Below are 25130 nucleotides of genomic sequence, written 5' to 3'. Positions count from 1 at the left end.
TCTCTCTACTTGCTTGCCTGCCTTGCGTCTTCGGAGAGGACCGCGAGGTCCAGTTCCCCGTCTTTGACGCCTTCGACGAACGCCGTCCACTCCTCGGGGGTGTAGATCAGTATCGTCCCCTCTGGATCGTCGAGGCGACGCATGGCGACCAGACCGTCAGGGGCGAACCCGATCTCGAGTTCGCCGGGAGTGCCGTCGTCGGCGTCGGGGCGGACCCAGCGCGCAGTGGCGGCATCGAACTGACCCTTGAGCGGGTGCTCGCGGACGGCCATCAGCCGTGGTCTTTCACCCAGGCCAGCAGGCCGTTGTAGGTTGCGGGCGTGACGGTGACGATCGGGCGGTCCTCGGGAAGCTTGGAGTCCGAGACCTGCGCGGCGTCGCCGTTGAGTCGCACCTCGACGCAGTTGTCACTCTGGTTTCCACCGCTGCGGCTCGATTTGCGCCAGGGACCTGTCGTGCTCATTGAAAGAAACCCTCCGGAGTGATCGAGATTCGCAACGCCTCCTTGAAGGCGTCCGTCAAGAATTTACCTCGCGAAGAGTCCGCGGGTACGAATCCCCCGCCGCGCACGGTCTCAACGTTCATGACCGCCTCCTGGCCGTTGTCATACTCGAACAGCCTGAACGCCCATTGTTGTAGGTCGTAGCGTCCAGCGGAGAACGGGATGACCCGCACGTCGGCGAACGGCATTGCCGAGACTTCCTTCAGGTCGGCCAGGATTGCGTCGCGTTCGGGGCCGAAGTCCACCCGCAGCGCGCCCTCCCCCATGAGAAGCACGGCTGGGCGTTCGGATTCGATCCAGCGTTGGCGACGCTCCATACGGAACTCCAGACCTTCTTCCCAGTCGATCTCGCCTTCGTAAGAGACCTTGGTGGTCCTCTGGATCATCCGGTAGTAGGCCTCGCTGTGGATCAGCGACGGGATGTTCAGGCCCGAGTGGTAGCACAGGTAGCTCGCGGCATCCTCGCACTGCTGGAGAAACCACCCGCCGTCGTCGATCACGTTGCCGTAGACGGCGCACCAGTCCCGCGCCCTGGCTGCCTCTGCTAGCCGCGCGATGTGGTCGACCTGCTCATGGTGCGTCTGATAGAACCGCAACAGGTTGAGCACGGTACCGACCTTCGCACCCCGGTACCGCCCGGATTCCAAGCGGCTCAATGTCTTCTCCGAGCAGATGTCGCGCGGCACGTCGGCCTTCTTGTACCCGTTGGGAAGTCGATGTCGAGGCCTGACCCGTTCGGCTTCGAGCTGGCGTCCGAGTTCCTGCAACGGCGGCGGCGCGGGTGGGCCGCCTTCCTCTTCGATGTCCACCATGCCGGAATTCTAGATACTGTGGTCACCCGACTACAACCCTCATGTGCAGCAATTTCGCTTGCCGGACAATCAATTCGGGAGGTTCGATCGGACAAAATCACCGGACAATTCTTCTGCCCGTGGCAGACCCGCTTCAACATGAGAGCGTGTCCGGAATCCGACAGTCGCCTTCTTCCGACGTGCACCGGTCGGATACCTTCCGTAGCAGCCGTTCCCGTTCTCTCGCACCATGAAAGCAGTGTCGACGTGTCCTTCCAAACCCCTCGTAGCATCGCGGAGATGCTTGCCAGCATCCACAAGCGCGACTACCTCATGCCCGCCATCCAGCGCGAGTTCGTCTGGGGGCCTGACCAGATTGCGAAGCTGGTCGACAGTCTGATGCGCGGCTACCCCGTCGGCTCGTTCCTGCTGTGGAAGGTCGAGCCCGAGACCGCGCAGTCGTATACCTTCTACGAGTTCCTCACCAACTACCACGAGCGCGACAACCCGTACGCGGACAAGGCGACGGTCCCGGCGGGCAGCGGTACCACGGCAGTGCTCGACGGGCAGCAGCGGCTCACATCGCTGAACCTCGCTCTGTACGGCAGTTTCGCTGAGAAGCGGAAATACGCCTGGTGGAGCAGCCCCGACGCGTTCCCGGTGAAGCGCCTTTACCTCAACCTCACCGAGGAACCCGAGGACGAGGAACTGGGACTCAAGTACGACCTGCGGTTCCTCACCGACAAGGACGCCGCCGCGGATGAGAAGTGGTTCCGCGTCGGTGAGGTCCTCGACCTCGAGAACTCGGGCCCGGCGATCATGAAGGAACTGGCGCGCCGCGGCATCGCCGACTCCGGTGAGGCGTTCCAGCGGCTCTACGACCTCTTCGAAGCGGTCCGCGTGCTCAAGCCGATGAACTACTTCCTGGTCGAGGACCAGGACCCCGACAAGGTCCTGGAGATCTTCGTCCGGGTCAACAGCGGCGGTACACAGCTTTCGTACTCGGACCTGCTGCTGTCGATGGCCACCAACCAGTGGCGCGAGCTCGACGCCCGCGAGGAGGTCCGCTCCCTCGTCCTCGACCTCAACAGCAACGCCGGGCGGCAGTTCTCGTTTTCCAAGGACGTGGTCCTCAAGACCGCGCTGACCATCGCGGACTTGGACGTCGGATTCAAGGTCACCAACTTCACCCAGGCGAACATGGCAAAGGTGGAGGCGGCCTGGCCCCAGATCCGGGGCGCGCTGCTGCGCGCCGCGACCCTGATCCAGCAGTTCGGCTTCAACGAACGCAACCTCACCGCGAACAGCGTTATCGTCCCGGTCGCCTACTACCTGAGCCTCCGTGGCGCGGGAGACTCGTATCTCGATTCCACCGCGGACGCGGCCGACCGGCTCGCCCTCCAAGGCTGGGTCACCCGCTCGCTCGTCAAGCGGGGCATCTGGGGATCGGGCCTCGACACGCTCCTGACCCGCATCCGGGAAGTACTGCGCACCGACTCCGTCTCGGGGTTCCCGGTGACGGCGGTGGAGTCGGCGATGGGCGCGGCCGGCAAAGGCTTGGTCTTCGACATGGCCGAGATCGACGAGCTGCTCAACCTCAAATACGCCGGACAGCGGACCTTCGCCGTGCTGTCAGTGCTGTACCCGGGCCTGGATCTGGGCAAGAAATTCCATGAGGACCACATCTTCCCGAAGTCCCGCTTCACCAAGAAGAAGCTCGGCGGGGCAGGCGTCCCCTCCGATCAGGTCGACGGCTTCATGGACGCTTTCAACCTCCTGCCCAACCTGCAACTGCTCGCGGGCACCGCCAACATCGAGAAGCAGGACGCCCTCCCGGCCGACTGGATTGCCTCGGCCTTCCCGAGCGAGGAGAAACGGAAGACGTACATCGCCGAGAACGACCTCGACGACCTCCCGCTCGACCTCGCCGACTTCATGACGTTCTTCGAGGAACGCAAGCTGCGGATCAGGGACCGCCTCGTTCAGGCCCTCGGGGCCTCCCCGGTCGCCGACACGGCCGACTGAGAGCGGTTGTTCCCGGACCGGCAATCGACACGCGAGGACACCTCTCATCGGCTGTCCTTGTTAGAGTTGAGCGCTGGTCCGGGAGCGCGCTCACCTCTCCTTCGAATACGCTGCGGACCTGCGATGACACTCAAGGAGCGGCACTCGTGGAGAATCAGGCGACAGGACAACCCGACACCGGAGCACGGGCAGGGCTCCCCGAACTCGGCCAGGTCGTATCGGTCCGCGGTTCCACCTGGGCCGTGACCGACGTGCGCGAACAGTCGGTCCCGGTCGGCCCCGGTTACGGCGCTCCCGCTGCACCCACGCACGTCGTCTCGCTGCAATCGCTCTCCGAAGACCACCTCGGCACCGAACTGCGGGTCGTGTGGGAACTCGAAGTCGGTCACGGCCTGCTCCCTGCCCACGGCCTCCCCGAGACGCTCAGCCCGGCGACCTTCGACGACCCCAACCGCCTCGCCGCGTTCGTCGACGCCGTCCGCTGGGGCGCGGTTACCTCGGCCCGCGCCGACGCCTACCAGTCCCCGTTCCGGGCCGGCGTGAACATCGAGGCGTACCAGCTCGAACCCCTGCGCCGCGCCCTCAGTTCCTCACGCACCAACCTGCTCCTCGCCGACGACGTCGGCCTCGGCAAGACCATCGAAGCCGGACTCGTCATCGCCGAGCTCCTGCTCCGCCAGCGCGCCAAATCCGTCGTCATCGTCTGCCCGCCGAGCCTCCGGCTGAAATGGCAGGACGAGATGCGCGACAAGTTCGGCCTCGACTTCACCATCGTCGACTCCTCGCTCATGGCCCAGGTCCGCCGCAGCCACGGCCTGGCGGCGAACCCGTTCCGGCTGTTCCCGCGCACCATCGTGAGCATGGCCTGGCTCTCCACGGTCCGCGCGCAGCGGCTGCTGCGCGAGGTCTACCACGACGCGGGCCGCGCCGAGAGCGGGCGCCGCTACGCGTTCGACGCGCTCATCGTCGACGAAGCCCACCACGTCGCCCCCGCCAGCCCCAGCCGACTAGCGGGAGCGCGCGGGTACGCGGTCGACAGCAACCGGACGATCGCGACCCGCGCCCTGGCCGAGCAGTGCGAGCACCGCCTGTTCCTCTCCGCGACCCCACACAACGGCTACAGCGAGTCCTTTACCGCGCTCATGGAGATGATCGACGACCGCCGCTTCGCGCGAGGCGCGCTCCTCGACGAGCGGGCGCTCGACGAAGTCGCCGTGCGCCGCCTCAAGACGCAGATCAAGGAGAAGGACTTCAAGGCCCGCGAGCTGAAGTCGATCCGCTTCGAACCGACGGAGGAGGAGCAGGAGCACTTCGCGGAACTGGAGCGCATCCTCGCCGAATCAGCCCGCCGCAACGGCAAGGGCCGGGCCGGGGACATCATGTCGATGCTGCTCAAGAAGCGGTTCCTATCGAGCCCGTGGTCGTTTGCCCTCACCTTGCACCAGTACGAGGAAGGGCCCACGGCGGGCAAAATCGACGAGGACCGCGAATACTTCCAGGACGTGCTCGGCTCGGGCCAGTCCGATGAGGAGGAGGGCGAGGCCGACCACCCCGAGGCCGAGACCCTGCGCGCGGCCAAGCGCTCCGCGCCGCTCTCGGCGGCGACCAAGGCCGAGATCGGCTCGCTCGTCGAGTGGGGTCGGGGCTTCCAGTACCGGCCCGACTCGAAGCTCAACGCCCTGATCGGCTTCCTCACCAGGATCTGCCGCCCCGACAAGAAGCTGTGGACGAACGAGCGCGTCGTCGTGTTCACCGAGTACGCGGCCACCCTGGAGTGGATCAAGGTGAACCTGGAGCAGGCCGGGCTGGGCGGCGACCGGCTCGCCGTCATCCAGGGCTCGACTGCGCACGAGGACCGTGAGCAGGTCCGCGAGCGCTTCTCCGCACCGCCGCAGAACGAGCCGGTCCGCATCCTGCTCGCCACCGACTCCGCCGGCGAGGGCATTGACCTCCAGGCGTACTGCCACCGACTCGTCAACTACGACGTCCCGTTCAACCCCTCGCGCCTGGAGCAGCGGATCGGCCGTATCGACCGGTACGGGCAGTTGCACACGCCGGAGATCTTCCAGTTCCGGCCCGAGCGGTCCTCCGCGACCTACGAGGCCGATGCCGACTTCATGCAGCGGATCGCGAAGAAAGTGGGCGTCGTGGCCGACGACCTCGGCTCGGTCAACCAGGTCGCCGACGTCGAAGCCGAGATCGAGGACCACTTCGCGCCCTCCCCGAACCGCAAGAAGCCCAAGGCCGCACCGGAGAACGGCAGCGAGGTCATCGGCCGGGCGCTCGCGGGCAGCACCGACCTCAACCGCGAACTCGCGCGGCTCTCCGAGAACCACGAGCGAACCCGCGAGGCGATGCACTGGACGCCCGCGAACGCCCGCCGCGTCGTCGACACCGCCTTCGAGCTGAGCGGCCAGCCCGCGCTGATCCCGTCCCGGGACCCGAGCGAGAACGAGGGCGCGATCGCCCCCGGGCTCTTCGAGGTCCCGAAACTCGACGCCTCCTGGCAGCCGGCCCTGGCAGGACTCGCCACCCGGCTCGACCCCGACAATCCTCGAACGGTCACCTTCGACGGCGAGATCGCGGCCGGGCGGTCCGACGTCGTCAACCTCCACCTCGGCCACGCCGTCCTGCGCCGCGCCACCCGCTTCCTGCGGGCCGAGCTGTTCGGCGGCGACTCGCTCCTGCACCGGGCCACCGCCACCGTCGTCGACGACCTCGACGAATCCTGCGTGGCCGCCGTGGGCCGCCTGGTCCTCGTCGGCCGCGGCGGCCTGCGCCTGCACGAAGAAGTGTTCCTCACCGGGTTGCGGCTCAACGGGCGTCCGCTGGCCCAGGAGAAGACCGAACAGGCCGTAGACCAAGCACTGGACCGGGAGCGGATGCACCTGGCCGACCCTGCGGTCCTCACAGCGCTGGCCGAGAACTGGAACGCCGAAGGCTCGCGGCTCTACTCCAGACTCGTCGACGCGATGAACACGAAGGCGGGCAAGCTCCAGGCCCTCGTCGAGACTGATCTGGGCAAGCGCAAGAGCGCCGACCTCGACCGCTCCGAGGAGATCTTCAAGGCGTTCCGGGCCAACCTGCGCGAGTCGCTGGACGGGCTGCGGCGAGCGCTTGAGGATCAGTCCGCGGGGCTGTTCAGCTTCAACCACCGCGGCGAGATCGACCTGAACCGCGACCAGGAGCGGCAGCTGCGCGACGACATGCGCGCCATGGAGGACCGGCTGCTCAACCTTGACCGGCAACAGGACCTCGAACGCGCCGCGATCGAGGCTCGGTACACCGATGTCCGCCCGCACCTGACCGGGGCCGCCGTGATCTTCGCGCTGACCCCTGACGACGCCGAGCAATGGAAGGCCCGCCGGTGAAGCACCGCAAGCCGATCAAACCCGAAGACGCGCACCGCTCCTGGCTGGACCTGGTCGAGACCGACGGCCCGTTCCTGTCGCTCCCAGTGCTCAGGCGGGTCTGGCCCACCGGCATGCCTGTACTGGACGACGAGCCGAAAGCCGTGCTGCGCGCGAGCCTCCCCGCGTTCGAGAAGGCCTGGGATGTCCTCGACCGCGACCGAGACGAAGCCGCGCTCGACGGATACCGCGAGGCGCGGGACGCCTGGGTCGAGACCGTCCTACGGGAGGTCTTCGGCTGGGGCGCTTCGCATGTGGGCGCCGATGCGCCCGCCCTCGCCGCGATCGAAGTCAAGGCCCCGAACCGGGCGGTCACGGTCCGGCCGAGTGGCGCGCTCGTCCGCGGTGAGAACATCGGCGCGCTCACGCTCGTTTGCGACCCCGTCGAATCGCTGCGCGACCCGCTCACCGACGGCTGGAACGCCAGCCCCATCGACCGCATGAGCGACCTGCTGCGCGCCTCGGGCGTACCGGTCGGCGTCGTCACCGACGGCCGCTGGTGGGCTGTCGTCAGCGCCCAGACCGACCTGAGCACCGCCTCCGGTGTCACTGACGCGCACCTGTGGATCGAGGAGCCTGGAGCGCTGCGCGCCTTCCGGCAGCTGCTCAGCCCCAAGCACCTCGTCGGCGGCAAGGCCGCCGACCGGCTCGGCGTGCTCTTCACCGAATCGGTCGCCGACGCCGCCGACATCACCGACGCTCTCGGCGTCCAAGTCCGACGGGCCGTCGAACTCCTGGTCCAGTCCTTCTCCGAATCGGCCCTGCGCGCCGCCGACAACGGCCAGCCCGACCCGCTCCCGGCCGACAGGGATGAGGTCTACCAGGCCGCCGTCACCGTCATGATGCGCGTGGTGTTCCTGCTCTTCGCCGAGGAACGTGGCCTCCTGCCCGAGAACGAGCTGTTCGCTTCCGGGTACAGCCTTTCGGACCGCTTCGACCTGCTCGACCAGCGCCAGAGAGACGAAGGCATCGGCGCCCTCGGCGGCACCTACATCACCTGGCACCGGCTTCTGGCCGCCTCCCGTGCACTGTATGAGGGCGCGGTCTTCGAGGATCTGCGCCTCCCCGCTTACGGCGGCTCCCTGTTCGACCCCGAACGAACCGCGTTCCTCACGGACGCAGGCGAAGGCGGCCTCGCCGTCACCGTCTCCGACCGGGTCATGCTCGAAGTCCTCAAAGCCGTGCAGGTGCCGGAAGTCAAGGGCGAGGCGCTGCGGATCTCCTTCCGCGAGATCGACGTCGAGCAGATCGGCTACATCTACGAAGGCCTCCTCGGCTACTCCGCCGCCGACGTCGAAGAGGTCACGGTCGGCCTCATCGGCAAGGCCGGGGCCGAACCCGAGATCCCGCTGAGCATCCTCGAAGGACTCGCGGCGAAGCACGCGGGGGAAACGAAGCTTGCCACCGCGATCATCAAGTGGGCCAAGGACCACCAGAAAGCTGCTGAGCCGCCCGCCGCGAACGCGCTGGCGAAGGCGCTCAAGGCGGAGGTCGAAGACGTCGAGACTGCGATCCGCGCCGTCACGATGGACCCGGAGCTCCAGGAACGGCTGCGGCCCTTCATCGGCATCATCCGCCGCGATCTGCGCGGCTGGCCGCTGGCCGTCATGCCCGGCGGCGTCATGGTCGTCGAGACCCCGTCCCGTGCGAACGCGGGCGCGCACTACACGCCGAAAGACCTCGCCGAAGAGGTCGTCACGCATGCACTGGAACCCCTGGTGTACAAGCCGGGACCGCACCAGACCGATGACCGTACACAGTGGGTGCTGCTTCACCCCGATGAGATCCTGAACCTGAAAATTGCCGACATCGCCTGCGGCTCAGGAGCATTCCTCGTCGCAGCGGCCCGATACCTGGCAGCCAGACTGGTGGAGGCCTGGCAGGCCGAGGGGATCGCCTACGGGACCGGCCACGAACTGGAGACCCGGGCGATCCGGAAGGTCGTCTCCCGGTGCCTGTACGGGGCCGACATCAACGAGCTGGCCGTGGAGATGTGCAAGCTTTCTCTGTGGCTGGTCTCATTGGACGCGGACCTGCCGTTCTCGTTCGTGGACGACAAGATCTTCTGCGGCAACTCGCTGCTCGGAATCGTCGACCCGAAGCAGATCGAGACGATGAGCCTCGAACCCGAGACCGCTGCGCCAGCCACGCTCTTCGACATCGCGACCGAGAGCCCACACAAGATCGTGGACCGGGTGGACGTCAAGGAGACCCTGAACAAGGTCACGGAACTGCGCCGAGGCCTCGCCAGCGAAGTCGACAACACCGACCCGCAACGCTCGGTCGCCGCGAAGCGGCGGCAGGTCACGCGGCAGCGGGAGTTGACTGCGAAGCTTTCGGACATCGCTGACGGCGTGATCGCGGCCGGGCTGCGATTCGGCGGAAAGCCCGGCAAGAAGCTCAAGGAGGCATACGAAGACCTCCGCATCGCGGTCGGCCTGGCCTACCCGCAAAAAGGTGAACCTGACCGCACGATGCTCGACGGCATCCTCGAAGCCGGACTCACCCCGACTGTAGAGACCGACTACAAGCGCTGGAAACCGCTCCACTGGACGCTCGCCGCGCCAGACGTGATCGTCGACCACAAGGGCTTCGACGCGATCATCGGCAACCCGCCGTTCGTGGGCGGCCAGAAGATCACCGGCGCCATGGGCACCGATGTCCGTGACTGGTTCGTGAGCCAGCTCGCCAGCGGCCAGAAGGGTAGCGCCGACCTGGTCGCATACTTCTTCTTGCGCGCCAAAGAACTCATGACCGCGAACGGGAACTTCGGCCTGATCGCCACCAACACCATCGCCCAAGGCGACACCCGTGAAGTCGGTCTTGACCGGCTGGATTCGGATGGTTTCACCATCACACGCTCGATTCAAAGCAGGGCCTGGCCGGTCAAGACCGCGAACCTGGAATTCGCGGCCGTCTGGGGCTCCTTCGGCCCGGTCTCGGGTGAGGTGAAGCGGATCGCGGACGGCGAGGAAGCCGACTGGATCATCACCATGTTGGACCCGGCGCGGGGACCAGAGCGCCCGCCCGCACGACTGCGGGAGAACGCCAACAGGGCCTTCCAGGGCTGCATCGTTCGCGGGATCGGATTTGTGATTCGGCCCGAGGTAGCTGCCGCATGGATCGAAGTCGACCCGAAGAACCAGGAAGTGCTCTCTTCATATCTCAATGGTGAAGACCTAAATCAAAATCCCGATAGTTCGGCACCACGATGCGTAATTGACTTCAACAACCGCAGCGAGGAAGAATCTAAACGCTTCGAGCTTCCGTTCAACCATGTAAGAGAATTCGTGAAGCCGCAACGAGAACACGTTGGCGAGAAACGTGTGCGCGAACAGTGGTGGAAATATGACGGGATTCGACCGGGTCTGCGAAAAGCGATCGCGAATCTCGACGAGGTACTAGCGCTCGCTCGCGTCAGCAAGACCGTGATGCCTCTTCGAGTACCTAGCGCTCAGGTCATGAGCGAACAAGTCGTGGTATACGCCACCAACTCCTATGCCGATCAGGCTGTTCTCTCATCAAGCTTGCACCAGCTCTGGGCGGTCAAGTACGCCTCCTCGATGCGCACCGATGTCCGCTACACCCCGTCGGATGTCTTCCTGACCTTCCCGCGTCCGCTTGGCATCGACTCCCTCGACGAGATCGGGCGAACCCTCGACATCGAGCGTCGCGCGATCATGTTGGACCGGGATCTCGGTCTCACCAAGCTCTACAACTTGTTCAACGACCCCGCCGTAAGCGACGCCGCAGACCGACAGGTGGCCCGCCTCCGTGAAATCCATGTCGAGCTCGACCGGGCCGTCCTCGCCGCCTACGGCTGGGACATCGATCCCGGCCACGGCTTCCACGAGTATCGGCGCATGACCCGCTTCACACTCTCGCGCGAGGCCAGGGTCGAGGTTTTTGACAGACTCCTCAAGGAGAATCACCGTAGGGCCGCCGAACAGGGCGAAGCCCCTGAGGTCGAGGCCGAGGAGGATGACGAGTGAGCGATGTCGAACGCGTCGAGGTCGACCCGTCCGGGGACGGCCGTGCGACCTACAAGATCAAACGCTCCCCTGACGGCACCTCCTGGACCGCCCGCGAGAACCTGACCGATGTCTTCGAGCGCGAGATCCTCGGCCCGGCAGGAGGTCCGGAGGAAGTCCTCGACGGCACTCCTGACTCCGCCTACCTCGTCGGCCGGATCGCCCCGGCGAAGATCGAAACCGGCAAGGCGCCCTTGACCGAGGCCGACAGCGACGAGCCCGCCTTCGACATCGCCGTCTCCGCCGATGAGGAGATCAGCCGCGGAGTGCCGCTCTCCAGCGTCGACGACTCGTCCGCCGAGTCCGATGAAGACTCTGTCGATGACATCCCGCAGCAGCGCGGCCTGATGATCCCCGCCTCGATGGGGCTGCGGTTCCAGGTGCCGATCGACTTGGAGCGCTTCGAGGTCACTGCGTCCTGGGGCGTGTACAACGTCCACAAGGGCGAGGAAGAAGAGGAAGGCGCGAAGCCGAAGTCCGGCCGCCGCTACAAGCGCGAGGACTTCAGCATCCCCAAGGAGATCCGCCTCGCCGACCTCGCTCCCGGCGAGACCAGGGAAGTCCAACTCCGTGACACCACCGTCCTGCACATCGACCGCGGAGACGATGCGGCTCGCGGCCGCGCCGTCATCGAGATCGCCTTGTGCAACGACCGGGAGACGCCGCGCCAGATCCCCGTCAACGCCTGGATGTACCAGACCAGACTCGAAGTCTCCGCAGACGGCGAGTCGGTGTTTCTGCCGGTCCGCGACCTCGTCGCCGACACCGACTGGCAGTCCGACACCGACGAGGAGGTCCGCCGCCTCGACCTCCAGTACCGTAACCGGCTCGAATTCGCACAGGGCCGCACCTGCTCGGTCGACTGGGAGACCGAGTGGGACAAGGCCCCCGAGGACCGGCCCGAGGCTCGCCGCGCCAAGCGCGTGTGGACGACCTGGCTGCCGGTCAGCGAGACCCCGCAGACCGCCGCGCAGGAGGTCAAGGGCGTCCTGCTCGACATGACCGAGCTGGCCAAGCCTGAAGCCAACCTGGATGCGGGCCTGCGCCCGATCGTCGCCGGGTACGACTCCTGGTTGAAGGGGCGCAAGGAGCAAGCGGAGCGGATGGGCCACCTCAGCGAGGAAGCGCTCAACGCCGTTGAGGACGCCCGCCTGGTCTACGACCGGCTCGCCGACGGCCTCGACTTCCTGCTCGCCGATGCCGACGCGCAGCGCTGCTTCCGTTTCATGAACGAGGTCATGGCCGCCCAGCGCGTCCAGACGCAGGTCGCCGAGATCCGCGCCGCCGAGCCGTCCGTGACGATGGACGAGGCGCGCGACCGGGTGCTCGCGGGGAAGCACCCGCACCACTGGCGCACCTTCCAGCTCGCGTTCATCCTCACGCAGATCCGCATGATGACCGACCCGACCTGGAAGTACCGGTCGGGGAACCTGGCCCGCGCGCAACTCCTGTTCTTCCCCACCGGCGGCGGCAAGACCGAGGCCTATCTCGGTCTGGCGGCGTTCACGTTCGCGATCCGCAGGCTCCAAGGCGTCGTCGAATCGGAGTCCGGGCCGCTCGACGGGAACAACGGCGTCGCGGTCATCATGCGGTACACCTTGCGGCTGTTGACCTCCCAGCAGTTCCAGCGCGCCACTGCGCTCATGTGCGCGGCCGAGACCGTGCGTATCAATGACACCGGCACCTGGGGCGAGACGCCGTTCAGGATCGGCCTGTGGGTCGGCACCAGTGTGAGCCCCAAGCGGTTCGACGAAGCGAACGACGAGATCAGCAAGGCCGTCAACAACTCTGGTGCCGCGCACCGGTTGACGGTGCTCCAGATCCAGCGGTGCCCATGGTGTGGCGAGAAGATCAAGGTCGGCGACATCAAGCCGGACGCGATCGAGCGGCGGGTGCGGGTCTACTGCGGCGACCAGTTCGCCGAGTGCCCGTTCTCCGAAGGCGGCGACTCCGGCGAGGGACTGCCGGTGCTCACTGTGGACGAGGAGATCTATCGGCTCGCGCCCGCGTTCGTGATCGCCACGGTCGACAAGTTCGCGCGGCTCGCCCGCGAAGGGGAGGCCGCGTCCCTGTTCGGGTACGTGTCGAAGGTCTGCGACCGGCACGGGTACGTGCACCCCGACTACGCCAAGTGCGACATCGTCGACGGCGGGCAGCACCCGCGGAAAGGAAAGCATCCGGCCGCCCGGGTGCGCCCGGCCCGGCGGCTGCGCCCGCCGGACCTGATCATCCAGGACGAGCTCCACTTGATCACCGGTTCGCTCGGCACCACCGTGGGGCTCTTCGAGACCGCTGTGGACACCGCCGCCGCGTGGACCACCGCCGAAGGGCAGCCGGTGCGGCCGATGCTGGTGGCCTCCACCGCGACCGCCCGCAACGCGCACGACCAGGTGAAAGCGCTGTACGGGCGGGACACGATGATCTTCCCGCCCCAGGTGATCGACGCCGGGGACACGTACTTCTCCGAGGAGCTGCCCGTCTCCGAGGAGTACCCGGGCCGCCGCTACATCGGGGTCGCGAGTACCGGGGTACGGCTCACCAGCGCCGAGGTCCGGGTGGCCGAGGTGCTCATGGCCGCCGGGCAGCTGCTCATCAACACCGGGAAGGCGAACGAAGCCGACCCGTACATGACGCTCGTCGGCTATTTCAGCGCCACTAGGGAACTGGCCGGCATGACCCGGTTCCTCGGGGACGACATCCAGCGGTTCCTGCGGCAGGGCCGCTCGTGGTCGAAACTGCCTCGGCGCACGGGAACCGAGTACGGGCACCTGGGCACCGCCGAGCTGACTTCCCGCATCTCCAGTGCCGACATCGGGGCGTCGCTGGGCCAGATGGGGGTGCCGTTCGATCCGGGCTTCGACTCGACCGCCGCGAAGCGGGCGCTCGCCGAAGCGGGCGGGAGCCCCGAGCGGCGCGAGCGGCTGCCTTTGGACGCGGTGCTTGCGACCTCGATGCTGCAGGTCGGCGTGGACGTGACCCGGCTCGGGCTCATGCTCGTAGTCGGTCAGCCGAAGAACACCGCCGAGTACATCCAGGCGTCCTCGCGTGTCGGCCGCGATGCGAACCGTCCGGGTTTCGTTGTGGCGCTGGGGAACTGGGCGCGGCCGCGCGACTTGGCGCATTTCGAGACGTTCCGGCACTACCACGAGACGTTCTACAAGCAGGTGGAGGCGCTGTCGGTGACGCCGTTCTCGCAGACCTCGCTCGACCGGGGCCTCGACGGGGTCCTGGTGAGCGCTTCGCGTGTGCTGCAGGCCGACCGCGTTGACGGGCTCTCCCAGGAGCAGGCGGCCCGGCGTGTCAAGGACGAGGAGGCGTTCGTGCGGCGTCTCATCGACGTGCTGTGCGAGCGGGTGGCCCGGGCGAGCGACGACGTCACCGCCGACCGGGCACGGACCCGCCTGCACAACCGGCTCGGTCAGTGGCTCAACCGCAACCAGCGGATCGACGACCAGCGCAAGACCCTGGTGTACGACCGGTACACGGACGAGTCCCGGTTCGGTTCGCTGATGATCAGCCCCGAGCACGCGCGGTCGATGGCCGGGCGCAAGGACATCGCGCCGTTCAAGGTGCCGAACTCCATGCGTGAGGTCCAGCCCGAGATCAACCTGCTGGTCAGCCCGATCAAGGAGAACCTGTTCGACCGGACCGGTGACGAACCGGCCTGGGAGGCGCAGCGGCCCGCGAAAGGAGCCTCGTCATGACCGATGTGGAGCCGAGGTTCGCGGCGGTACCGGCTGATCGGGTGCTGGACCCGCTCGGGGACGCCGAGACCGAGCGTGAGGCCGGCCGGAAGGGTCGGAACCAGAACTATGCGAAGGTCGGCTCGGGGCGGCCCTCCTCGCTGCTGTACACGTACGGGCCGGGGTCGGTCATGGACCTGCCGCAGTTCACCGTCATGCCCTCAGGCCTGGACGACTGGGACCGGATCTGGAGGCGTCGCGAGGGCATCCCTGTCATCGAAGCGCCGCAACTGCGCCGGGCGGTCGCGAAACTTCTGCGCTCCCGGAACATCGAGCTGCGGCCGTTCCCGTGGCAGGCAGTGGCGTTCACCGGGTCCGAGGAAGGCAAGGACCTCGGTGTGCCCGCGCGGGTGTTCCCGCAGTGGCTGCGCTGCAACGGCTGCGACAACCTGGGGCTGATCAGCCAGTTCTCGTATGCGAATACGAAGAAGTACCGGCCCGATCAGGCCCGGTTCTCGCACGAGAAGTGCTACGGGCGCGCCGACCGGCCCCGGAGCAAGGCGAGCGCTGAGACGGCAGTTCCGGCCCGCTACCTGCTCGCGTGCCCGGACGGGCACCTCGACGAGTTCCCTTACGACTGGTGGGTGCACGGAGGCGCGGCCTGCCCTTCGGGAGCCCCGCACCCGCAGCTGCGGATGACCGACCGCACCTCAGGTAAGGGCGCGTCGGCCACGATCGCTTGCACACAGTGCGGCAAGAAGCGACCGATGAACGAGGCCCAGGGCGAACGCGGCGCGGAGAAGCTGCCGCAATGCCGAGGGCGGCACCCGCACCTGGGCACGTTCGAGCGCGGCGGCTGTGGCAATCCGCCCAAGCTGATGCTCATCGGCGCATCGAACCTGTGGTTCGGGGCGACGCAGTCGGTCATCGTCATGCCCCAGTCCGAGGCCGACCAGGCGGACAACCTGGCAGTGCGGCTGTGGCACGCCCAAGGCGAGGATCTCGCCGAGGTGCGCGGCAACGCCAAGCTGATCCGCATGGTGCTCAAGAACGCCGTCGATGTGGACGATATCGACGACGCGACGCTGCTCGCCGCAGTCGAGGAGGCCTTGTCTCCCGAAGCCTCCCAGGAGACGCAGGACAAGCAGATCGCCGAATGGGACCCGGTTGACCTGCTCGTCCCCGAATGGCATTACCTCAAGCGGCAGCTGCCGCTCGGCGCCCAGCACAGCGATGACGCCAGCGGTCTCGTGCTCACCGAGCAGGACTGGGACACCGCGTGGCGGGGCGGGAGCATCAGCCGGGTTCTGGCCGTGGAGAGCCTGCGGAAAGTCAACGCACTGCTCGGGTTCACCCGGATCGACGACATGGACCGGGCGGGCGACCTGCCGCGGCGGCTCGTGCCGCTCACCCGCGACAACCGTCCTGAATGGACGGTTGCGACTGAGGACCGCGGGGAGGGGATCTTCCTCCAGTTCGACGAGGATCGAATCGCGGCGTGGGAGGCGCTTGTCGAGGACAGCGCGCTATGGGCGGCCCATGTCGAAGCCCACGACAGGAACTTCGCCAACCGGTCCTCGGAGACCGCGAAACGGGTGAAGGCCAGCACGCGGATGAAGCCGCCCCGCTACTGGCTGCTGCACACGTTCGCGCACATCCTCATCCGCGAATGCGCACTCAGCTGCGGGTATTCGGCGGCGAGCCTTAGCGAGCGGCTGTACGCCTGGCAGGAGTCCGAAGGACGGCCCGCGGCGGCCGGGATGGTCATCCTCACCACCGCATCGGACTCGGACGGGACCCTCGGCGGCTTGGTGCAGCTCAGCGAACCGGCCCGCCTGCGGGGGCTCATCGAAGGCGGCCTCTACCGCGCCGAGCGCTGCTCGTCCGACCCGCTGTGCGCTTCCCGCACACCGAAGAAGCCAGAGGACTTCCTCCACGGGGCCGCGTGTCACTGCTGCGTCATGGCCTCCGAGACCTCCTGCGAGCGGGCCAACCGGTTCCTCGACCGGCGGTTCCTCATCCGGCTACCCGGGAAGCACCAGGACCTTGCGTTCTTCCAGTGAGGACCGGGACGCCGCCGCCGAGCTGGGGAGGACGCTCACCGGCAGCGAGGCGAAGGACATCGCCGACCGGATCGCCGACGGCCAACCGCTGCGTGTGGCACTGCGGGTCCTCGCCCCGCAGCGGCGCATCGTCGTCGGTACGCTCGCGGAACTGGTCGGGATCGACCGGCTGGTGCCGCTGCTGGACGCGCTCGCCGCCGCCCGCGCGCAGACCGGGCGGGTGGAGGCGGTGTGGACGATGCCCGGCCCGCTCGCTCAGTCAGGGCCGCTCACGACCTCGATCCTCCATCACGTGGCGGGCGCCCGGCAGTCGATCACCTGCTCCACCTTCAACTTCCAACGGTCCTCCGGGCTGTGGACGGCCCTCGCCGAAGCCTCCCGCAGGCCCGAGATCGGTCTGCGCGTGTACATCGACGCGGAAGCGGCCGCCGCCGGGCGTGGCACCCCGACCGCCGAGCAGGTCGCCGCGCACCTCCACCCAGGGATCGTGCTGCGCACCAAGGCATTCGACGGGTCGAAGGTCCGCAACCACGCCAAGTTCGTCATCGTCGACCACCGGTTCGTGCTCGTCACCAGCGCGAACCTGTCGTGGAGCGCCGAGTACGGGAACATCGAGCTCGGCGTCCGCACCGACGACGCGTCCCTGGCGGAGGCGATCGAACGCGAGCTGTTCGAGGTCGAGGACCGTCTCTACGAGCGGGTCTTCGCGCGCTGAGCGCGCTTCGCCATGCGTTTGCGGTGTCGCTGGCAGGCGGCGGGCGCGCTCGCGGGGAGCTCGGCGAGTACCCCGTCGAAATCGACCCAGAGCCGCTTAGGGTTGCGATTGTGTGCGCCCCAACCGATGGACCCCCGTACGAGGACCCAAATTCCCTGAGGAATACGCGGTCGCCCATCGAACCAGGTGTCCTGATCCCAAGAGACGCCGTGCCAGACAATGAATGCCTTCGCGCCGGAACCAGACCGGGCCCGCTGGTACACCCAGCGCACGAACGCGAGGTGGCCGCGTCCGCGGGCGGCATCTCCCAGAGCCTGTTCCCATTGGGCGGCCAACCGCTCATCGCGTTTGCGGCCGCTCGACCGGGTGAGCAGGACGATCAGCAGGGGCGTTCCCACTGCGACCACGAGGCATATGAGCAGGGGAAGGACCCCCAAAATCACCTTGCCGGTCTCGTCGATCATTTCGGGTCTCCGAGGGCTGCGGCGAGTTCGGCGAAGTTCGGGAGCTTCGACCAGGTCTCGTGGTCGCCGATGACGAACAGGCGGCGCTTGGCACGGCTGACTGCCACGTTGACGAAGTTGGGCTTCTCGGCGGCGAAGCTGCCGGCCCGGGGCTTCGCGGGGTCGCCGCCGAGGACGAGGATGACGATGTCGGCCTGCTTGCCTTGGGCAGTGTGGACGGTGCCGGCGTCGCGGATGCCGAAGCGGCGCTTGCGGGAACGCAGCTCGTTCGCGACTTCGACGAACGGGGTGACGACCATGACCTCGCCCATGTCGAAGCCGCCGTCGCGCAGGTGGGTCAGGAGTCTGTCGAGCCGTTCGCCTTCGGACGAGATCCAGTGGCCCTGGTTGCCGCCCGGGGGCCGCTGGAGCCACATGCTCTTCGTGACCGGTGTCCCGGTGCGCGGCAGCAGCAGCTCACCGCGATCGGGCGTGTCGTTGATCATCAAGCCGCCGTATGCGATCTGGTTGGAGATGGAGAACATCGGGTCGTCGCAGCGGCGGTGCACGGTCAGTGGCGAGCCGACCCACAGGGGTTCGCCGTCGAGACTCGGCAGGGTGGTGCCGAAGGTCGTGTGGGCGTCGGCGAGCCCCTGCACCGAGGTCCAGCCGGGCACCCAGTACTCGCTGAGCCCGTAGTGCTCCCGTAGCGACTGCTGGATCGTATGCGGCAGGGAGAGCACGGGTTCGAGCTGGAGCGGGTCTCCTACGGCCATGACGTGCTTGGAGCGCCAGATCGCGCCGACTGCCGCTTGCGGGGTGGCCTGCCCGGCTTCGTCGATGAACAGCCAACCCAGGTCGCCTTCGGCGAGTCCCGTGAACTGGCGTGCGACCGAGGCGAATGTCGTGGACACGACCGGGACGGCCATGAACAGCAGTTGCCAGGCCGCAAGGCGGGTCTCGTGGGCGAGGTCGGCGGGGACGGAGCGGTTGACCACGTCGACCGCGACGCCCAGGCCCCGCCGGAACCGGTCGCGGTTGTGCTCGATGAACGCCCGGTGCATGCGCAGCGCTTCGAGGAACAGTTCGGATCGGGCGGTATTGAACTCCTCATCGCACCACGGCGCGGTCAGCTCCCGGTCGCGGCGGTCTTCATTGGGGTTCTTCGGATAGGCCGGGCCGAATCGTTGTCGGTCCCGTTCGATGACGGCCTCATGGCGTTCGAGCGCTGCTTGCGCCTTCGGCAGCTCTGCCTCGATGGTGTCGAGCACGGCCTGCTGGTTCAGCGCCGAGTCTTCGGCCGCCCGCAGTTCACCTTCGATGTCGTGGCGCAGGTCCCAAGCGTCGTTCGTAGCGACGGCGTAGGTCCTGGCGCGCCGTCGCCACTCGCGGAATTCCCCGCCGCCACGCAGCAGGGCCCGGAAGAGTCCCGGGCGCTGGGCGTCCCAGTCGTCGCGGGTCCGACGCGCCCGCTCGTATTCGCGTTCGGCCGCCGCGAGCCCGTCCCTGACCGAGGCCGTCTCCTTCTCGGCCCTCTCGAGGTGCTGCTGCGCGATCAGCGCGGCGGTCTGGAGGGAGTCGACCTCGAGCATGTACTTCCACTGCAGATCGTTCAGCCGCTGGAAGCAGCGTTCGCGATCGTCCGCCATCACGATCACCTTCGCTTCGGCGGTCTTGAACCGGGCCCGCGCCTCGGCCCACGAACGTTCGGGCAGGCAGGTCTTGAGGTGTTCGAGCATGCCCGGTCGGGCCTCGTCCCGGTCTCGGGACTCCTTGAGCCCGAACCAGAACGCAGTGGAGAACAGGCGGCGGTTCTCGCTGTTGCCGAGGACGGCGGCCATGAGCGACCAGGCCGGCTCCCACTCGTCTTCGCTCTTGCCCAGGCGGGTGGCGTTGAGGACGGTCCCGCCGATGTCGGTGAAGTAGTCGATCTCGCCGCGCCAGCGCTCGTCGATCTCGTTGCGATGGGGAGTCTCGGTGGTGACGTTCTGGACCGCGCCGTTGTTCGAGGAGGCCACGGTGATCTCGTAGCCGCACAGGTCGGGCCGCAGTTGCGGGACGCGGAAGCGGCGGTCGCCATTGTTGAACCCGAGTTCGGCGACGAAGCCGTCCCCTGGTTGGGTGAGTGCGGCGAGCTTGCGGGCGCGTTCGGTGACCAGGGCCGCGAACATGTCGCGCAGCAGTGTGGTCTTGCCGGTGCCGGGCGGCCCGTTGACACCGATGATCTCGCCTCTCGCAGAAGCATTGTTGACAGCGTTGTTGACCGCGAGCTGCTGGCCGAGAGCGAGCGAGTACCGGGGTGGGGAGGGCCAGCGCCCGAGCGGGATCCGCGAAGGCCGGGTCGCTTCGAACACGTCGCCGTGTTCTCGTTGCACGTCGATGCGGTCCGAGCCGGTTGCTTCGCGCAGGTAGGAATCGAGCGCGCCGTCCAGGCGGCCCGCGCGGACGTGTCGGCCGATCTCGGTGAGGTCCTCGGCGATGAAACTGTTGAGGAAGTCAGCCCGCGCCGTGGGCTCGCTCTCGTCGTCGCGGCTCTTGACGACACGACACCCGATGCGAATGGGCGGCTCATGCTGCGGAAGCACCCCGGCGGTACCGGTGAGGTCGAGCAGCAGGGCCCGGACCTCGTCGAGCAGGTCGTGGTCGAAGGGCGACGTCTTCGCTGAGGGTTCGGCCTCGTCCTGCGAGTCACGCAGCGGGAGCAGTTCGGCGAGTCGGTCTTTGATCGCGCTGACGACCTCGGTACCGTCGATGCCGAGCAGCAGTTCGGAGAGGCGCCCGAGCAACTGGCGGGAGAGCTGGTCGCGGAGCCTGCGCCGTTCGAAGATGAGGTCGAACATGGCGGTGAACGCGGTCTGCGCGGCGGCGAAGCCGTCGCTCCACCCGGGCCGGATGCCCTTCAGCAAGTGCACCCTGCCGAGCCCCCATGCACTCGAGGAGAGCACGGCGGAACCGGCGAGCAGGCGGCCGTTCGCGTCCAGTTCAAACCCCGCGAGCGCGGCCTCACCCCGCGCCCGCGCATCGTAGGCGTCGTCGTCCTCGCCGCAGTAGCGTTTGAGTACCTCGAAGGTGGCGTCGAGTGAGAAGACCCCGCAGTAGACCGTGTACCGCCACTGCTCGCCCCGTCTGAGTCGGCGCCGGCCCAGGGGCTCGTCGCCCTCCCAGGGCAGCGGTTTCCCTTCGACCACGTCGTAGACGTACTGTCTGGGGCTCGGTTTGGGGATGCGCTGGGGTTCGAAGATCTCCACATCGCGCCAGTACCGGATGACGTCGGAGCGGGGGTCGCGGGAGGAGCGCACGGGGGCATCACCTGCAAGTGCCGGGGGAATTGTGACCGCAAGTGTACCGAATGTGAGCCACCGGCATCAGACTGCGGAACTCAGCGGTGGTTCTTGCGGGACATCCTGATGTCCGATCACCGACAGTAGCGCCGCCAATCGCCGAGACTGTGGGACATTCAAGTCCATGCCTGCCCCTGAATGCGGTACCCCCACGAAGAAGGACGGTAGCCCTTGCCGTCGTCGCCGGTACTACCCATGCGATGACCACGGTGTTCTCTCGTACCAGGCAGAGGGCAGCGCCTCGGCTGCACCCCTTCCAGACGCCACGGAGCCCGACCGCGAACGCTACACCGACCCGCGATGGCAGCACGAAACCGAACGCATGCTTCGCGGGAAACTCGGCCGAAGGAACACCCGAAGACTGCGCGGTCTCAAGGACTGCCGGGATCTCGCCGAGGCCGCCCGTATCCTCGACCAAGCCGCTCGCCTGGACCCTGGACCTCTCCTCGACCAAGTCGAGGGGCTGTGCGGCGCGGATACCGCCGAGCTGGTCCGAGGAATGACCGAGAAGCTGCTCCAAGAGCTGACCGGTATCGATTCCCTCAAGGATGTCGCAAGGACACTCCGGATCGCGGGCGTGTGGCTTTGCGCCGTATCCAGCGCTCTCGCGACCTGTCCATGCCTTGAAGACCTTGCGCGCCAGGCAATGCGGGCAATTCGGCCTGAAGCATTGAACGATGCCTCTGGTCCCGTTAGCCCGGCGCGAACGTTGGCGGATGCTAGGCGGGAATATTCTGCCGACACCGCTTCGGATTCCGCCGATGTCTGAAAGCCGACACTCGGCTTTACCAGAGTCGCACCCTCGGTTACTTTCCGTTGCCATGGCGAAGAAGAAATCACCCCTCTACCGCTACTGGGGTTACTTGCTGCTGGCCGGGGCGGTCGTGCTGCTGTTCGCGCGGGACGTCGGGCCGATCGCGGTCTCAGGCGCGTTCGCGCTCTGCTTCCTGTGGCTGCTGCTGGCAGCACCGCTGTCGTGCGGGGCGAAGAACCGCGGCGAGGGCTACTGCCGGAACAACTCCTCCGGTCTCCTCGGCGGATGCAAGAAGGTCCGGTTCCACAAATGGCTGCGATTCCGATCCCTGACACGGCTGGACACCCTCGGGACCGCCTTGCGCGGCTGGTTCACCGGAGCACCCCAGCAGATCGCGACCTGCGCCCTTGTCGTCTCGGCAGTCGGTGTGGTCGCCGGTCTGTTCAAGTAGCTGTCGGCAGGCGCCGCAAGGGCGCTGGCGTTCCGATTCGGCACCTTCGGCCCGCTCGATCCGCCGATAATGAGCTGTGGTTCCGGCGCGGCCACTGCCCGAGCGCGGGCAGTCGTGCTGGCGGGCGCGTTGATCGGCCGGTGAGGAGGTGCGGGTGTGAGTCGGCGTGTTCCGGGGGCGAACACCTGTGACTTCGACGAGATCGCCAGCCGGTTGATGGAGCGCGACTTCGCGATCATCGACACGCTGTCGCGGCACAAGATCATGACCGCCGGAATGCTGGAGGCGCTGTTCTTCCCCTCCGCCCATGCGGCGGCAGCGCGCCTGCTCACCTTGTACGAGATGGGCATCCTCGCGCGGTGGCGCAACCCCACCAGCCGCGCCTACCGGTACGTCCTGGACTGGCGTGGCCAGTACCTCCACGCGATGCGCACCGACGAGAAGCCCCCGACCAAAACCAACGCCGCCTTCAAGGCCCAGCAGCAGTTTCTTTCGGCCCACCGGCCCCATACCGAGGGCATCAACGCGTTCTACTGCCGCCTCATGAGAGCCGCCCGCGCCCGAGGCGACGTCGAAGTCGACTGGGTATTCGAGCCCTACAGCGCCTACAGCGGGATGCGCTCCGACGCGAACGTCACCCTCACCTGGAACGACGGACGCCGCCTCCATTTCTGGTTCGAGCACGACCGGGGCACCGAGACCCTGCAGCGCCTCGCCGACAAGGTGAAGAGCTACAAATCCCACGTTGAGTATCACCACTACGAGAAGGCCGTGCTGCTCATCGAGGTCCCCACCCCTGGCCGCCTGGTCAACTTCCTGCCGCTGGCCACCGAGATCTGGGACGAGAGCCACCTGCGCAACACCCGCCTCAGCAAGCTCACCGTCGCCGCCAGCGCCGCGACCGAAGCCGAACGGACCTTCACCCGGCCCGAGACCTTCCCCGACCTCCTCGATGATCCGCGCTGGCACGTGCTCGGCCGGTCAACCTCGGCGAGCTCCCTGCGGTAGCCGAGGAGATCGCCAACCGGCCGATCGTGTGGGATTGGGACCCGGAGGTCGACCCCTGAAGGTCGACCCACAGGCAGGACCGCGAACTGCCCCAGCCGGTCACCGACCCCGGTCACCCAACGTTCTTGCAGGTCAACGGCGGCGTGCGCGGTCACTGGTCAGCCCGACATATATACATATCCCCGAGGGCGAAAAATACCAAGGTACCGGTGGCGAGGCCGCTGCAGCGCTGTAGTGGACCGGGCCCGGTCCGCAGTTCCGTTTCCATTCTCGCTCTTCGTCTTTCACCCCCGGGTTCGGTGTCGTGCCCAGGCGGTGGGGTGGGTGTGGGGCCGGGATTGGAACGGTTGCTGTCGCTCGGTTGAGTGGTGCCTCGCGGTGTCGCTCAGGCCACCGCTGCGCGCTGGTGACGGTGGCGTCCGGGTCGTGCCGCCAGCCTGTGGCAAAGGGTCCGGCATATGGGGTGCGGCACGCTGGGGCGTCCACAGCGTCTGGCACGAGGGGCCCGCGTATCCGATCGGGCGGTTACCGGTCGAAGCCGCTGGATAGCTCGTCAGCAAGTCCCGATGTCGAAGTCCGACAATATATTCCTCCCCGAAGCCGCTGGGGTCTGTCGCCGCGGGCGCCGCTGATTCCGGAGGTCGCGGGCTCGGGTTCGGAAAGCTCACTTCCGTCAGGCTTGAGGCGCCCGCTGCGGCCGGATCATGCGCCAGCCCGCAGCCAGGTCGCGGTCGCGGTGCTTTCGGCCGCCAGCGGCCCGGACGGGCGGCAGGACGCGGCTCGTTTTCGATCATCGGCTGGGGTGCGGAGTACGGGCGCCGGGCCGGGCACCGGCCCGGCGGCCACCGTGGGGTCGGGTGCCGCTCGGATCGGGCCGCGATCCCGTGATCGTGTTCGAGGGCGTCCTACGGATGCATCCCCACGGATGCGTCCCTACGGATCGAGCCCCCGACAGGGCCTGACCCCCGCACCCGGGAAGGATCGGCGTATCCGCAGGTCGCTCGACCCGGTAACCGGGCTGATGACAACCCGACAATATATCTCCCCCGGGGGCGCTAGTAGGTCCAGCCTCGCACCGCAAGGACCGCATCAGCCGCGAGGCGGGGCAAGCGACCGCTCCTGCGATGGTTCTTGAAACCCGGCATCCAGGCTGCAACCCGCATGAATTTGCCCCATGCTGTTGGCCCCGCACTGTTGGAGGCATGCTGCGCCCCATGCTCAGCCCCATGCTTTCCTCCGTGCGCCAGGCCGGGCGTTCTTGCAGCGTGTGCCCCGATTCTGGCGCGCACCCTGAACCCGACGACATAGTCATGTCTCCAATGGCCGGCCAAAAAAGGCGGGAGTCGTACTGCGGCTTCTTGGTCTTACGTCGTTCTGACCGGTGCGGCTCCATCGGTTACGGTGCGGAGCCCGGGTGGGGCCGCCAGCGGCCCGAGGTGGCCTCGCTGCTCGCCCGCACCGCCCTGGGAGAGGCTGGCCGGGTCCGTGGCCTGCAGGGGGCCACACCGGCCCGGAGTGATAGCTGCACAGAGCTGCGACGCCTGATCGACGCTGCCGACGTTCGCCGCCTCGCGGCGCGTGTGCTTCCTAACGGGTAAGAACATCGAGCAGTCGCCGGGTGGGGCCTACCCTGCGGTTACTGGCGGTTACTGGCGGTTACCGGCCCGGTTACCCGCCCGAACCGGTACAGACAGGGATGAAATCCCGGAGTTCAAGGGGCGTTACTGGCGCGCACCCTCCAAAGGGTGTTGGAGGGTGCGCGCCAGTAACCGGGGCCGGGGGGGGGGACCCCCCCCCCGAGCAACTCCGGGTAACCACCAACCGGAAAAACCCTTGCCCAACCCCCCCCCGTCAGTGATCATTCGGGTGATGTTGATGGCCGTCTTTGCTTTCTCGTTAGATCGGAAAAGCGC

13 protein-coding genes are annotated in these 25130 nt (G+C 67.3%); 8 read left to right on the top strand and 5 right to left on the bottom strand.

Features of this window, described 5'->3' with window-relative positions:
• Positions 1-5: 5 nt before the first annotated feature.
• The 3 genes from ACZ60M_RS13305 to ACZ60M_RS13295 are packed head-to-tail and all read right to left on the bottom strand — an operon-like array spanning position 6 to position 1314.
• Positions 6-272, bottom strand: coding sequence for a DUF397 domain-containing protein (locus ACZ60M_RS13305; RefSeq protein WP_465417782.1), 267 nt, complete (start codon positions 270-272; stop codon positions 6-8).
• A complete protein-coding gene (locus ACZ60M_RS13300) occupies positions 272-463 on the bottom strand; it encodes a DUF397 domain-containing protein (protein WP_465417780.1) in 192 nt (63 codons plus the stop codon). The genes ACZ60M_RS13305 and ACZ60M_RS13300 overlap by 1 nt, the downstream gene beginning before the upstream one ends.
• Positions 460-1314, bottom strand: coding sequence for a Scr1 family TA system antitoxin-like transcriptional regulator (locus ACZ60M_RS13295; protein WP_465417778.1), 855 nt, complete (start codon positions 1312-1314; stop codon positions 460-462). The genes ACZ60M_RS13300 and ACZ60M_RS13295 overlap by 4 nt, the downstream gene beginning before the upstream one ends.
• 279 nt (positions 1315-1593) lie before the next feature.
• Between ACZ60M_RS13295 and ACZ60M_RS13290 the strand changes: the two genes are divergently transcribed.
• The 6 genes from ACZ60M_RS13290 to drmC all read left to right on the top strand — a co-directional run bounded on the left by ACZ60M_RS13290 (position 1594) and on the right by drmC (position 17220).
• Positions 1594-3318, top strand: coding sequence for a GmrSD restriction endonuclease domain-containing protein (locus ACZ60M_RS13290; RefSeq protein ID WP_465417776.1), 1725 nt, complete (start codon positions 1594-1596; stop codon positions 3316-3318).
• 146 nt (positions 3319-3464) lie between these two features.
• Entirely contained in the window at positions 3465-6689 is a 3225-nt protein-coding gene (gene drmD, locus ACZ60M_RS13285) for a DISARM system SNF2-like helicase DrmD (protein WP_465417774.1), read from the top strand.
• Positions 6686-10720: an Eco57I restriction-modification methylase domain-containing protein gene (locus ACZ60M_RS13280; RefSeq protein WP_465417773.1), complete on the top strand. Its 4035-nt coding sequence runs from the start codon at positions 6686-6688 to the stop codon at positions 10718-10720. Before drmD ends, ACZ60M_RS13280 begins: the two co-directional genes overlap by 4 nt.
• On the top strand, positions 10717-14463 hold the full coding sequence (drmA, locus tag ACZ60M_RS13275; protein WP_465417771.1) for a DISARM system helicase DrmA: 3747 nt from the start codon (positions 10717-10719) through the stop codon (positions 14461-14463). The genes ACZ60M_RS13280 and drmA overlap by 4 nt, the downstream gene beginning before the upstream one ends.
• On the top strand, positions 14460-16505 hold the full coding sequence (drmB, locus tag ACZ60M_RS13270) for a DrmB family protein (RefSeq protein WP_465417769.1): 2046 nt from the start codon (positions 14460-14462) through the stop codon (positions 16503-16505). The genes drmA and drmB overlap by 4 nt, the downstream gene beginning before the upstream one ends.
• Positions 16489-17220: a DISARM system phospholipase D-like protein DrmC gene (gene drmC, locus ACZ60M_RS13265; protein ID WP_465417767.1), complete on the top strand. Its 732-nt coding sequence runs from the start codon at positions 16489-16491 to the stop codon at positions 17218-17220. The genes drmB and drmC overlap by 17 nt, the downstream gene beginning before the upstream one ends.
• Here the strand turns inward: drmC and ACZ60M_RS13260 are convergent.
• Together ACZ60M_RS13260 and ACZ60M_RS13255 are read right to left on the bottom strand one after the other, a co-directional pair.
• Positions 17196-17684: a hypothetical protein gene (locus ACZ60M_RS13260; protein WP_465417765.1), complete on the bottom strand. Its 489-nt coding sequence runs from the start codon at positions 17682-17684 to the stop codon at positions 17196-17198. The genes drmC and ACZ60M_RS13260 overlap by 25 nt on opposite strands.
• On the bottom strand, positions 17681-20962 hold the full coding sequence (locus ACZ60M_RS13255; protein ID WP_465417763.1) for a DEAD/DEAH box helicase: 3282 nt from the start codon (positions 20960-20962) through the stop codon (positions 17681-17683). The genes ACZ60M_RS13260 and ACZ60M_RS13255 overlap by 4 nt, the downstream gene beginning before the upstream one ends.
• 863 nt (positions 20963-21825) lie before the next feature.
• Here ACZ60M_RS13255 and ACZ60M_RS13250 point away from each other — a divergent pair.
• Both ACZ60M_RS13250 and ACZ60M_RS13245 read left to right on the top strand, forming a co-directional pair.
• Positions 21826-22209, top strand: coding sequence for a hypothetical protein (locus ACZ60M_RS13250; RefSeq protein ID WP_465417761.1), 384 nt, complete (start codon positions 21826-21828; stop codon positions 22207-22209).
• 156 nt (positions 22210-22365) lie between these two features.
• Positions 22366-23217, top strand: a complete 852-nt coding sequence (locus ACZ60M_RS13245; RefSeq protein WP_465417759.1) for a replication-relaxation family protein — start codon at positions 22366-22368, stop codon at positions 23215-23217.
• Positions 23218-25130: the final 1913 nt, after the last annotated feature.

This window comes from Glycomyces sp. NPDC050141, from assembly GCF_055586545.1.
The sequence above is the reverse complement of the archived record's forward strand: the minus strand, read 5'-3'. Positions and strand labels throughout refer to the sequence as shown.